This window comes from Achromobacter sp. T5-5 (assembly GCF_055397965.1).
Map to the genome: position 1 here is coordinate 6,073,666 of NZ_AP027919.1, position 12,799 is coordinate 6,086,464.

At 67.2% G+C, this 12,799-nt stretch carries 11 protein-coding genes; 4 read left to right on the forward strand and 7 right to left on the reverse strand.

The features are described 5' to 3' along the window. Positions 1-132 precede the first annotated feature (132 nt). Entirely contained in the window at positions 133-1,236 is a 1,104-nt protein-coding gene (locus ACZ50Q_RS27530) for an MraY family glycosyltransferase (RefSeq protein WP_076518383.1), read from the reverse strand. Positions 1,237-1,474: 238 nt separating this feature from the next. Here ACZ50Q_RS27530 and pgi point away from each other — a divergent pair, with 238 nt between their 5' ends. The 4 genes from pgi (at position 1,475) to ACZ50Q_RS27550 (ending at position 6,053) form a co-directional block, all read left to right on the forward strand. After that, positions 1,475-3,055 carry a glucose-6-phosphate isomerase gene (gene pgi / locus ACZ50Q_RS27535; protein WP_464080096.1) on the forward strand — a complete coding sequence of 527 codons (1,581 nt, stop codon included), beginning with the start codon at positions 1,475-1,477 and terminating at the stop codon, positions 3,053-3,055. Between the two features lie 85 nt (positions 3,056-3,140). Next, positions 3,141-3,710 (forward strand): SRPBCC family protein, encoded by a 570-nt coding sequence (locus ACZ50Q_RS27540; protein ID WP_076518381.1) that lies wholly within the window; start codon positions 3,141-3,143, stop codon positions 3,708-3,710. A 99-nt stretch (positions 3,711-3,809) separates the two neighbouring features. Further along, positions 3,810-5,162: an MFS transporter gene (locus tag ACZ50Q_RS27545; RefSeq protein ID WP_464082045.1), complete on the forward strand. Its 1,353-nt coding sequence runs from the start codon at positions 3,810-3,812 to the stop codon at positions 5,160-5,162. 21 nt (positions 5,163-5,183) lie between these two features. Continuing rightward, the gene (locus tag ACZ50Q_RS27550; RefSeq protein WP_076518379.1) at positions 5,184-6,053 is read left to right on the forward strand and encodes a DMT family transporter; all 870 of its coding nucleotides are present in this window, start codon (positions 5,184-5,186) and stop codon (positions 6,051-6,053) included. Positions 6,054-6,063: 10 nt separating this feature from the next. Here the strand turns inward: ACZ50Q_RS27550 and clsB are convergent, their stop codons facing one another. From clsB to ACZ50Q_RS27580, 6 genes are all read right to left on the reverse strand, one after another. After that, a complete protein-coding gene (clsB, locus tag ACZ50Q_RS27555; RefSeq protein WP_464080097.1) occupies positions 6,064-7,275 on the reverse strand; it encodes a cardiolipin synthase ClsB in 1,212 nt (403 codons plus the stop codon). Beyond that, positions 7,272-8,138, reverse strand: coding sequence for an endonuclease/exonuclease/phosphatase family protein (locus ACZ50Q_RS27560; RefSeq protein ID WP_464080098.1), 867 nt, complete (start codon positions 8,136-8,138; stop codon positions 7,272-7,274). Before ACZ50Q_RS27560 ends, clsB begins: the two co-directional genes overlap by 4 nt. A gap of 232 nt (positions 8,139-8,370) precedes the next feature. After that, positions 8,371-10,155 carry an aspartate--tRNA ligase gene (gene aspS, locus ACZ50Q_RS27565; protein ID WP_076518376.1) on the reverse strand — a complete coding sequence of 595 codons (1,785 nt, stop codon included), beginning with the start codon at positions 10,153-10,155 and terminating at the stop codon, positions 8,371-8,373. A 40-nt stretch (positions 10,156-10,195) separates the two neighbouring features. Next, positions 10,196-10,861: a DUF502 domain-containing protein gene (locus ACZ50Q_RS27570; RefSeq protein ID WP_464082046.1), complete on the reverse strand. Its 666-nt coding sequence runs from the start codon at positions 10,859-10,861 to the stop codon at positions 10,196-10,198. Between the two features lie 16 nt (positions 10,862-10,877). Beyond that, positions 10,878-11,192 (reverse strand): FmdB family zinc ribbon protein, encoded by a 315-nt coding sequence (locus ACZ50Q_RS27575; protein WP_464080099.1) that lies wholly within the window; start codon positions 11,190-11,192, stop codon positions 10,878-10,880. A gap of 205 nt (positions 11,193-11,397) precedes the next feature. Then, complete coding sequence (locus ACZ50Q_RS27580) at positions 11,398-12,681, reverse strand: putative Na+/H+ antiporter (RefSeq protein WP_464080100.1); 1,284 nt, start codon at positions 12,679-12,681, stop codon at positions 11,398-11,400. Positions 12,682-12,799: the final 118 nt, after the last annotated feature.

Here is a 12,799-nt window from a genome sequence, read left to right on the forward strand (position 1 = left end):
CCCTCGACCCGATGTGGGCGGACACCGTTCAACGCAGCCCGAACTGTACATCAACAATGGCGATTGCTGCGCAAACCGGCGCGCGGTTTCGGCCAGCCCTGGCGGCGGCCCCCGGGGCCCGGCGGCGGGGGATTATTGCCGCTTCTTTTTCTTCACGATCATCCATTTCGGCATGCGGAACAAAACCAGCTTGCGATACAGCACGACATAGGTGGTCGAGAATATGCCCGTAAACAGCATCAGCAGCCAGGGCTCCTGCCAGAACAGCACCGCCGGAATGACCGCCAGCGACGACAGCAGCCACAGGTAGGGCGACGTCATCGAATTGCGCTGCGTCTGATGCCGCATTTCACGCGAGCCGATGGCCCAGCGGACCAGGCGCTTGTAAATCAGCATGTGCAGGTGCACCCCATCCGGCGCGCCGGGCGAACGGCCGCGCAGCCACTTCTTGCGGTAGATGGAGAACAGCGTTTCGAACACCGGATAGATGCACAGCAGCAGCGGAAACCAGGCCGACACATAGGGGTGCCTTGCCAGCATCAGCACGGACAGTTCTCCGATGATGAAACCCAGGAAATACGCCCCGCCGTCGCCAAGGAATATATGGCCGTGCGGGTAATTCCAGACCAGGAAACCGATCACCCCGCCCAGCGTGCTCAGCGCGACGATCAATAAAAACCGGTCACCCAGGTAAAACGAGACATACGCGAATCCGGCCAATATCATCGCGGAAACCACGGCGGCAAGGCCGTTATATCCATCGATTATGTTTATGGCATTGGCCGCGCCCCCGATGGCGACGGAAGTAAATACCAGCGAAACCACCCAGAACTGCAGCAGCCAGTCGATCCCGATAATGTCCACACGCGTGACCGCCGCACCCAGCAGATAATAAGCCGCCACGCCCGACAAAATCGCCAGGCCCAGCCGGACCAGCACGCGGACCTGCTTGGTAAGGTCTTCCGCGAATCCCCCCAGGAACGCCGGCATGCCCGCGGCGAGCAGCAGCACCATGCTGGGCAGCACGTCGGGTTCGCGCACGGCCACCAGGGCGCAGGTCACTCCGCTGGCGATCAGCAGAGACAGCCCCCCGATCCGCGGAACGGGGGCCGCATGATACTTCTGCACCCCTTCCATATCATGGTCGGCCGTCAGGCCGTCATGCCAGGAGCGGTAGCGAACGATCAGCAAGGTCGAGATGAGCGAAACCAGGAACGCTACGAGGACGTACAGCATGGAAGGGTGCCTTTTGGAATAGGGCGGATTGTAGCGTCAGACGCGGACAAGCCATGAAAGCAAAACCCACAGTTTTGCAAACGAATAGCAACGAGGCTTGCAAAATAAAAGGGGCCTGCATCAGGGTCGGGCGAGCGGCTAAACTCCCGCATCTGCAAGATGGCGAAAGGCCGTCCGCCGGCGCTCCCGGCCGCCGGCAGATCCGACCATTCCAGTATCAAGACGTATTCTCGAATATATGCATCCTTTCAAACCCGCTGAACACGCAAGCCTGTTGCACCTGTCCGAATGGAAGGCATATTCCGAAGCCGTGCTGGAAGCGTCGTTTCGCCCCGACGCGCTGCACCTCGTGCAGGCAGCCGGCCTGACGATCGACCTGAGCGCGCACGTGGATTCCCCCGCAGCTCGCCGGGCGGGCGAGGCGCTGCTGGAGGCCCGCGGCTTTGACGCCGCGCGCAAGGCGCTGATGGCGGGCGAACCCGTGAACATGACCGAGGACCGCGCCGCCTGGCACACCATGCTGCGCGCGCCCGCCCCCATCGAGGAGGTGGCCCGCGAACACCAGCGGGTGCGCGAATTCGTGCTGGACGCCGACGCACGGGGCCAGTGGAAGTCCATCATCCACATCGGGATCGGCGGCAGCGACTGGGGCGTGCGACTGGCGACGGACGCCTGTGGCGGCTATGGTTGCCGCCGGACCTTGAAGTTCGTCGCCAACATCGACGGACACGCCATCGAGGATGCGGTCCAGGACATCGACCCCCACGAAACGCTGGTGGTGGTGACGTCCAAGTCCTTCACCACGGCCGAGACTCTTGCCAACCTGCGCCGCGCGGTGCAATGGCTGGCGGACGCGGGCATCGCAGACCCCTACCGGCAGGTCGTCGCCATCACGGCCCGGCCGGCCGCCGCCGCCCAGCTCGGGGTTCCCGACAGCCAGATCTTCCGGTTCTGGGACTGGGTGGGCGGGCGCTACTCGCTCTGGTCGGCGGTCGGTCTGCCCGTGGCGCTGGCGGTCGGGCTGGACGTGATCGAAGGCATCCGCGCCGGGGCGGCCGCCATGGACGACCACTTTGCGCAGGCCCCCATCGCCGACAACGCGCCCGCGCAGCTCGCGCTGGCCGGGGTCGCCAACCGCAGTGTGCTGGGTTATGGCTCGCTGAGCATCGCCGCCTATGACGCCCGCCTGCAGTTCCTGGCGCCCTATCTGCAGCAGCTCGACATGGAATCGCTGGGCAAGTCGGTGGATATCGCCGGCAGGCCCGTGGGCGTGCCGACCGGGCCTTCGGTCTGGGGCATGCCGGGCACGGACGGGCAGCATACGTTCTTCCAATGGCTGCACCAGGGCACCGACGGCGCCGCGGTGGATTTCATCATGTGCCGCGAAGCCGATCACCAGTGGGTCGAGGAACACGCCATGCTGCTGGCCAATTGCCTGGCCCAGCGCCAGACCCTGCTGCGCGGCACCTCCATCGATACGGACGAGGCCGCGCTGCTGGCTCAGGGAATGCCGCAGGCCAACGCGCAATGGCTGGCCCGCCATCGCCACCACCAGGGCGGCCGGCCGTCGACGCTGATCGTGCTGCCGCGCCTGACGCCCGAGGCGCTGGGCGCCCTGCTGGCGCTCTACGAGCACAAGGTCTTCGTGCAGGGCCTGATCTGGGGCATCAATCCGTTCGACCAATGGGGCGTGGAGGCCGGCAAGAAGATGGCCAGCGGCATCCTGCGCGAACTGCATGGCGAACCGCAAGCCCCATCGCACGACCAGTCCACCCGGCACTGGATCTCGCTGCTGGCGGGCGACAGGCAGGGACGCTGATCCGGCCTGGCGCCGGCCCCCCGATAGCCAAACCCGCTTTTTGGGCAGAGAATGTACGCATAACGCTTCCTACAAGGAGACAGCCATGCGCATTGCCGATGCCCAATGGATTCCTTCGACGCAGCACCAGACCTGGGATGCGTTGACCGACCCGCGAGTGCTGCAGAAGTGCATTCCGGGCTGCGTGGAAGTCGCGATGCGCAGCCCGACCGAATATGCCGTCACGCTGCGCGCCAAGATCGCCGGAATCGACACCGACTACGAGGGCGAGATCCTGCTGTCGGACGTCAACGCCCCCGATAGCTGCACCCTGGTGTTCGAAGGCAAGGGCCGCGCCGCCTGCCTGGCGATCGGCACCGCCCAGGTCAACCTGTCCACCAAGGACGAAGGCACGCGCGTGGCCTACACGGTGGCCGGCATGGCGGGCGGCAAGCTGGCCGAGTGCGGGGAAAGCGTGCTGCTGAAGGCCGCCGAAAAAATCATCGACAAGTTCTTCACCGCCTTCATCGACCACATGGCGGCGCAGCCGCGCATGGCCCCTCCCCCTCCTCCCCCCGAACCCGAGCCGCGCGGCCTGGCGAATTCGCGCTGGTCGTGGATGCTGGTGGTGCTGGTGATCGCGGTTTTCTGGGGATACCACACGTTTTACAAGTGATAACCCTAGGGTGCCGGTGATATCCTTGGCGGCATGACGCCGCCGCCCTCACCGCCCCAGCCCGCCGCCGATCCCGCACGTTCACGGCGGGACCTGCTGATGGCGATGGCCGGCGTATCGGCGACCGTGGTGCTGGCGGCGTTCGATTCCACCATCATCAGCACCACGCTGCCGCGCGTGGCCGAAGCGCTCAACGGCATGGCGCTCTATGCGTGGGTCGGCACCGGCTACCTGCTCGCCACCGCCGCCTCCATCCTCATCTTCGGCCGGCTGGGCGACATGTTCGGGCGCAAGCCCCTCATGCTGGTGTCGGTCCTCATCATCGCGCTCGGCTCCATCGCCTGTGGGCTGGCGCAGTCCATGACGCAACTGATCGTGTTCCGCACCCTGCAGGGGATCGGCGGGGGCATGATGATCGCCACCGCGTTTGCGGCGCCGGCCGACCTCTTTCCCGACGCCAAGCAGCGGGTGAGATGGATGGCGCTGGTGTCGGCAGCCTTCGCGATGGCCAGCGGCATCGGTCCGGTGCTGGGCGGCGCGGCCACGCAGGCGCTGGGCTGGCGCGCGGCGTTCTTCATTTCGCCGATCGCGGCCGCGGGCGCGTTTTTCCTGCTGGCGCGATACTTCCCGCGCATCCGCCCCATCCACGACGGCAACCGCAAGATCGACTGGGTGGGCGCCATCCTGCTGGTGCTGGCGGTGGGCGCGCCGCTCGCCGCGCTGGAACTGGCCTTTGCCAGCGGCGATCACGCGCAGCCGGTGCTGGGCCTGACGCTGGCGCTGGTTGGCGCGGCCGCCATCGCCATCCTGATCCCGACGGAACGCCGGGTGCAGTCGCCGATCTTCCCGCTGCGGGTGCTGTCCGGGCGCGAACCGCGCCTGTTGAACCTGGCGGCCATGATGGTGGGCGCGGTGATGTTCATCCTGATCTTCTACAGCCCGCTGCTGCTGCAACAGGTGCTGGGCTACACGCCCAGCCAGGCGGGCCTGCTGCTGACGCCACTGGTCGCGGCCATCTCGGTCGGCAGCATCATCAACGGCCGCATGTTTCCCAAGCGGACCGAGCCGCAGCGGCTGATGGTGTTCGGCGGCGGGCTGCTCGCGGCCGGCTCGCTGATGGTGCTGCTGATTTCGCCGGGCACGTCGGCCTGGTGGATCCTGAGCGCGTTCTTCGTCAACGGCTGCGCGCTGGGCTTTTTGTTGCCCAACCTGACGCTCTTCATGCAGATGCTGAGCGAACGGCGCGATGTCGGCGTCGCCTCGGCGCTGGTGCAGACCACGCGCGCCATCGGCAGCGCCCTGGGCACCGCCGTGGTCGGCATCCTGATTTCCCACAGCACGGTGCTGAACGGCGTGCGCACCGGCCTGGTCCTGTGCGTCGTCCTGTCCCTGACCTGCGCGCTGCTGGCGCACCGGGTCAAGATGAAGAATCTGGTCACGAACCGGAAATAAGGCGCTCCTCCGAGACAACTCATGCGTCAACGCAATCTGATGGACCTGCTGCTCCTGGCCGCTGTCTGGGGCGGTTCTTTCCTGTTCATGCGCGTGGCGGTGCCCGAGTTCGGCCCCATCGCGCTGATCGAGCTGCGGGTGGGCCTGGCCGCGCTGTTCCTGCTGCCGGCCGCGCTGTGGCGCGGCAAGTTGCGCGTGATCGCACGCCACTGGAAGGCGCTGCTGGTGGTGGGCACGCTCAATGCCGCGGTGCCGTTCCTGCTGTATGCCTACGCCGCCCAGTCGCTCGGCGCCGGGTTCCTGTCGGTGGCCAATGCGGTGACGCCCGTCTGGGGCGCGGTGGTGGGATGGTTGTGGCTCAAGGACAAGCTGCCCTGGATGCGGTCGCTGGGGCTGCTGATCGGCCTGGTCGGCATCGTGGTGCTGGTGTGGAACAAGCTGGACTTCGGCGCCGGCGGCACCGGGCCGGCCGTGCTGGCCGCCATTTCGGCGCCGGTCTTCTACGGCATCGCGGCCAACTGGACCAAACGATTCCTGTCCGGCGTGGACGCGCTGGCCAGCGCCACCGGCAGCATGATCGCCGCGTCGCTGGTGCTGCTGCCGTTCGCCATTCCGGCCTGGCCCGACACACCGGCATCGGCCACGGCCTGGATCGCCACGATTCTGCTGGCGGTCGTCTGCACCGGCGCGGCCTACATCATCTTCTTTCGCCTGATCGCGAATGTCGGCCCCACCGCGGCGGTGAGCGTGACCTTTCTGGTGCCGATCTTCGGCGTGGTGTGGGGCGCGACGCTGCTGGACGAGGCCGTCACGCCGTCCATCGCGATCGGCGCCGCCATCATCCTGGTGGGAACCGCGCTGGCGCTGGGTCTGCTCAAACCGCGCCGCTGAACGCGCGCGCTCAGTATTTGTCCGACGTGCCCGTGAACGCCACGCCGATCCGCAGCAGCGTGTAGGACATCGCGTCGATCCAGCGCCGCAGGAAGCCCCGGCGCTGGTAGTCCAGCGGCCGGATGAAGCGGCCGCCCTCGCGGATGGCGGTTTCCAGGCGTTCCTGCAGGTCCCAGGCAAACGGCTGGCTGTCGACCACGACATTGGCCTCGCGCGCCAGCAGCAGGCTGAAGGGATCCAGGTTGGACGAGCCGACGGTGGCCACGTTGTCGATCACCGCCACCTTGGCATGCAGGTAGCTCGGCATGTACTCGTAGATTTCGATGCCGTCGCGCAGCAGCTTGTCATACAGCGAGCGCGTGGCGTGGTACTGCATCCGGTATTCGACCTTGCCCTGCAGCAGCAGCCGCACGCGCACGCCGCGGGCCGCGGCCTTGGCCAGCGCGCGGCGAAAGCGCACGCCGGGAAAGAAGTACGCGTTCGCGATCAGGATGTCGCGGCGCGCGCGCGAGATGCCCAACAGGTACGCGCGCTCGAACGTCCGGCGAAAGCGCAGATTGTCGCGCAGCACCAGGGCCGCGCGCAGCACGCCGCCCGGCTCCACCGGCACGTCGCGCGGCTTGAGCAGCTGCATGCGGTTCCAGTCGCGCGGGTGGCGCCGCAGCCGCGCCCAGTTCAGGCGCACCCACAGCAGTTCCTGCGCATAGGCGGCCTGCGCAACCAGCGGGCCTTGCACCTGCACGGCGAAGTCGAACCGCGGGCCGGTAAGGCCGTCCGTGGGGTCCAGGTCGTCATAGTCATCGACGATGTTGATGCCGCCGATGAAAGCGATGCGGCCGTCGACGACCGTGACCTTGCGGTGCAGCCGTCGCAGGCGGCTGCGCGACGGCACGAAGCGCGCAAACCAGCGCGGTTCAGGCCGGAAGATGCGGCACTGCGCGCCGGCGTTGGTCAGCGCGATGCGCACCCGCTCGGCGTGCAGGGCGCTGCCGAATCCGTCCAGGACCACGCGCACCTTGACCCCGCGGCGCGCCGCCGACGCCAGGCATTCCAGCACTTTCGCGCCGGTCCGGTCGACCATGAAGATGTAGGTTTCGAGGTGCACGCTGACCTTGGCGGCGTCGATCGCCGCGCACAGGGCAGGAAAAAAGTCGGCGCCGTTCTGAAGCAAACGGATATCGTTGCCCTGCGCCCATTCCAGCTTGTCCTGCTCATCCTTCACGGCAGTTCAAGCTCCGCCAGCAAGGGAGAGTGGTCGGACAGCTTGGCCCATTCGCGGCCGCGCAGCACGCGCGCGCTGCGCACGGCAAAGCCGCGCTGGTAGATGCGGTCCAGGCGGAACCACGGAAACACGGCCGGGAACGTGCGCGGCGGCGGCAGCAGCAGGGGCGCACTGCCTCCCATGCCGAGCTGGTTGGTGCGCTCCATGACGGAGACGCCGCTGTTGGGCAGCCCGCGCAGAGCGTTGCTCAGCCGCTTGACCGAGTCGCGCAGGCGCGGCAGGTCGCCGCCATGGCTGCGCGGGGCGTGCGAAAACACCTCGTACAGCCCCAGCTGCTGCACGAACAGGGGCGCCAGGCGGTCGTTCCAGTCGTTGAAGTCCCCGGCGATCAGGATGGGCTCGCCGTCCGGCACCATGCGCTTGATGCGCTCGGTCAGCGCCAGGATCTGGCGGCTGCGGCTGCCGGCGAACAGTCCCAGGTGCACCACGAAGCAATGCACCGCGCGATCCCCGACGTCGATGCGGGCATGCAGCAGCCCGCGCTGCTCCAGCCGGTGGTCGGAGATGTCCAGGTTCTCATGTTCGATGATCGGATAGCGCGACAGCAACGCGTTGCCGTGGTCGGTGGCGTGGCGGACCGCATTGCGGCCGTAGGCCACATCCAGCCGCAATGCGGCGGCCAGGGATTCGTGCTGGGCATCGAGCAGCGACTTCTGCTCGTTGCGGCCCTGGACCTCCTGCAGGAAGACCAGGTCGGGGCGCAGGCCGTACAGGCCCAGGCGAAGTTCATTCAGGGAGTCGCGCCGGCCCAGTGCCGAACGGCCCTTGTGTATGTTGTAGCTGACGACTCGGATGAGCGACATGGAAGCAATGGCGCCTTTCAAATCTGGGGAACCGCCGGCCGGGTCCCGGAAGGTCCTCTGGCCAGGCGCCGCCACGTCGGGCGGCGTCAGCCAGATTACTCCATTTCAGCCGGCCGTTCCCACCTTTGCGGTGCCGGTGCGCGAGCGCACCGCAAGCGCACCGCCGCGGATCCGGCTCCGCCGGTCCGCCAGCGGGCCCCCCGGGGGGAGGCGCCGCAGGCGCTTCGGGGGGCTACTTCTCGACGTTGCGCAGGCGGATGTGCAGCTCGCGCAGTTGCTTCTCGTCGACTTCCGACGGCGCTTGCGTCAGGAGGTCCTGGGCGCGCTGCGTCTTCGGGAAGGCGATCACGTCGCGGATCGATTCGGCGCCGGTCATCATCGTGACGATGCGGTCCAGGCCGAAGGCGATGCCGCCGTGCGGAGGCGCGCCATACTGCAGCGCGTCCAGCAGGTAGCCGAACTTCTCGCGGGCTTCCTCGGCGCCGATCTTCAGCGCGCGGAACACCTTGCTCTGCACTTCCTCGCGATGGATACGGACCGAGCCGCCGCCGATTTCCCAGCCGTTCAGCACCATGTCGTAGGCCTTGGCGAACGCCTTGCTGGGATCGGACTCCAGGAAGTCTTCGTGGCCGTCCTTGGGGCTGGTGAACGGGTGGTGGGCGGCGGTGTAGCGGCCATCTTCCTCGTCGTACTCGAACATCGGGAAGTCGACCACCCACAGCGGCTTCCAGCCGGCCGTGAATAGACCCGTCTTCTTGCCGAATTCGCTGTGGCCGATCTTCACGCGCAACGCGCCGATGGCGTCGTTGACGACCTTCTCGCGGTCCGCGCCAAAGAAGATGATGTCGCCGTCCTGGGCGCCCGTGCGCTTGACCAGCTCGGCCAGCGCGGCGTCATGCAGGTTCTTGACGATGGGCGATTGCAGGCCGTCGCGGCCCTTGGCCACGTCGTTGACCTTGATGTAGGCCAGGCCCTTGGCGCCGTAGATGCCGACGAACTGGGTGTAGGCGTCGATCTCGCTGCGCGACATCTCGGCCCCGCCCGGCACGCGCAGGGCGACCACGCGGCTGCCGGGCGCCGTGGCGGCGGCGGCGAACACCTTGAAGTCCACGTCGCGCATCACGTCGGTGATATCGGTGAATTCGAGCTGCACGCGCAGGTCCGGCTTGTCCGAGCCGTAGCGGCGCATCGCCTCGGTCCAGGGCATGATGGGGAACGGCGACGGCAGGTCGACGCCCTGCACCACCTTGAAGACGTGGCGGATCAGGTTCTCGAAGATCTCGCGGATTTCGAATTCGTTCAGGAACGAGGTTTCGCAGTCGATCTGGGTGAATTCAGGCTGGCGGTCGGCGCGCAGGTCTTCGTCGCGGAAGCACTTGGTGATCTGGTAGTAACGGTCAAAGCCCGAGACCATCAGCATCTGCTTGAAGAGCTGCGGCGACTGCGGCAGCGCGAAGAAGTGGCCGGCGTTCACACGCGAGGGCACCAGGTAGTCGCGCGCGCCTTCGGGCGTGCTCTTGGCCAGCATGGGGGTTTCGATGTCGATGAAGCCCAGCTCGTCCAGGAACTTGCGGGTCTCGATGGACACGCGATAGCGCAGCATCAGGTTGCGCTGCATCTGCGGGCGGCGCAGGTCCAGCACGCGGTGCGTCAGGCGGGTGGTCTCGGACAGGTTGTCGTCATCGAGCTGGAACGGCGGCGTGACCGACGCGTTCAGGATTTCGACTTCCTTGCAGAGCACTTCGACCTCGCCCGAGGCCAGTTCGGCGTTGGCCGTGCCGGCCGGACGCTCGCGCACCAGGCCCGTGACGCGGATGCAGAATTCGTTGCGCAGGCGCTCGGCGGTGGCGAAGGCGGCGTTGTCCGGATCGAACACGATCTGGGCCAGGCCCGCGCGGTCGCGCAGGTCGATGAAGATGACCCCGCCGTGGTCGCGGCGGCGGTTCACCCAGCCGTACAGGGTGACGGTCTGGCCGAGATGGTCACGGCAAACCTGGCCGGTGTAGCAGGTACGCATGCGGGATGACTCCGTTGTGTGCTTGGTTTGAGCGTAAGGGTTACGAATCTGCGCGGGGTGCGTCGTGCACGCCCGGCGCCGGAGAGAGCGCAGCCGGCCGGACCGCGGGCGTCGCCGCCGGGGCCGGGGCGACCACGCCCATGGAAACGATGTACTTCAATGCCGCGTCCACGCTCATCTGAAGGTCGATCGCCTCTTCGCGAGGCACCATCAGGAAAAAGCCGGACGTGGGGTTCGGCGTCGTCGGCACGTACACGCTGATGTGGTCGCCAGGCAGGCTGGCGGCCACTTCCCCGCTGGGCGAGCCGGTGACGAAGGCGATGGTCCAGGCCCCCGCGCGCGGGTACTGCACCAGCACCGCGCGGCGAAACGCCTGTCCGTTGGGGGCAAGCACGGTATCGCTGACCTGCTTGACCGAGTTGTAGATGGAGCGCACCAGCGGGATGCGGCCCAGCAGGTTTTCCCACTGGTCCACCATGGTGCGGCCGATCAGGTTGGCTGCAAACACGCCCGTCAGAAGCACCACCACGATGACCAGGACGAAGCGGAAACCGGGAATGTCGACGCCGAAAAGCGATTCGGACGACAGGAAACCGGGCACGAACCCTTCCAGGGTGGCGACCAGCAGTCCCAGTACCCACACCGTGATGACCAGGGGAACCCAGATCAGCAGGCCGGTGATGAAGTACTTCTTGAAGACGCGCATCCGCATCGCGCGGGCTCTAGGCGGCGGTGCCGCCGGCAGCGGGCGCCGCCGGGGCGGGCGTTGCAGCCGGCGCCGCGGCGGGCGCGGCGCTTTCGGCGGACGCCGCCGGCGCACCGGCCGGCGCGGCGCCCTGGCCGCTGCCGCTGCCATTGCCACGGAAATCCGTGACATACCAGCCGGAGCCCTTGAGCTGGAATCCAGCCGCGGTCACCTGCTTGGAGAATGTGCTTTGGCCGCATTCGGGGCAATCCGAAAGCGGCGCATCGGAAATCTTCTGCAAGACGTCTTTGGCGTGGCCGCAGGCGCTGCACTTATAGGCGTAGATGGGCATCGAGGGCTCCCAGGCGCAAGCCGGGCATATCAAATTCCGCCGGTCCGCCCTGCGCGGGTGCAGGGTTCGGCGGCAGGGCTAGGCCGGAAAAATACGGGAAAGTGTTGAATTTTAGCGGTTTTTCATAAAGCATCGCAGGCCTGCCCGGCCTGCCGGCCGGAAGCCGCCGCCCCGGGCGCGGCCCCGGGGCCCGGCGGCCCCGGCCCTACACCGGCAGCAGGAACAGCGCGGCGGCCACCAGGGTGGGCGCCAGGGCGCACAGGAAGAGGCGCCCGGAGGAAATGCTGCCGTCGGGGAAATGGTTCTTCAGGATGGCGAAGCCCGCGGGATTCGGGGCGTTGGCGATCACCGTCAGGCCGCCGCCGGTCACGGCGCCGGCCACCAGCATGTAGCGCCACGTCTCGTTGGTGCCTTCCACCAGCGACCCCAGATACGTCAGGGCCGCATTGTCGGTGATGGCGGTAAGCGCGGTGGCCCCCCAGAACAGCAGGAACGGCTCCAGCCCGCCCAACAGGTCCTGCAGCCACCATTTCTGCAGGCCGCCCAGCACCACCAGCCCCGCCAGGAAAAAGCCCACCATCAGGCCCTCTTTGATCATCAGGCGGTCCTGGTGCCGCTTGTAGGCCTCCGAGAAGCCGATGAACATCATGAGCAGGCCCATAAAAATCGCGGGATGATGCGCCGTCAGCACGACGGCGATCAGGAAGACCAGGTGCACCAGGATCACGATGGCCGGCACCGGCGCACGCTTGCCCGCGCCCTGCGGCGCGTCCACGCCGCCGCCGGTGCCCACCGAGTGCTCCATCAGCGCCTTGCGGCAGATGAACGTCAGCAGGCCGGCGTTCAGGCACACCGCGACCGCGGCGCGCCAGCCGAAATGCTGCAGCATGAAGGTGGAATCCCACCCGAACGTGCCCGCGACCATCAGCACGGGCGGCGCGGCGTATGAAGTCAGCACCCCGCCGATGGACACGTTCACGAACAGCACGCCCAGGGTCAGGTACTTGAAGCCGGCCCGGCCGCTGGTGCGGAAGTAGGCATCGCGCAACAGGATGGCGGCCAGGGTCATGGCGGCCGGTTCGGTGATGAACGAGCCGCCCAGCGGCACCATCGCCATCACCACGAAGAAGGTGGACAGTTCGCGCGGCAGGGGCAGGGCCCGGGCCACGACGCGGACCAGCAGGCCCACCAGCTCCAGAATCGGCCGGCTGGCGGCCACGACCATGATGACGAAGACGAACAACGGCTCCGTGAAGTTGCGGGTGTCCATGTACGCGATGGCGCTGGCGGGCCCGCCCAGCGACGCCATCGTCACGATCAGCGCGAAGGCCCAGACGCCGAAGACGGCCTCGACTTCGGAGAACAGATGCCAGAAGCCCGCATGCGGTCCGCCACGATGCGCGAGCCGCGCGAAGAAGGGAACCGAGAAGGTGTGGAGGACCGCCACGGCGAACAGAATGGTGGCGATGACCTCTAGCGGCTGGGGCATGTGGGGGAATTCCTGTAACGGGTTCACGCGGCGCGCCGTCGGGCGGATCCGCCGCGCGACGGCGCGCCGCGCGACAGATACACGTTCCGGCAGGCTTGTCGGACAAGCGTCGCAATAT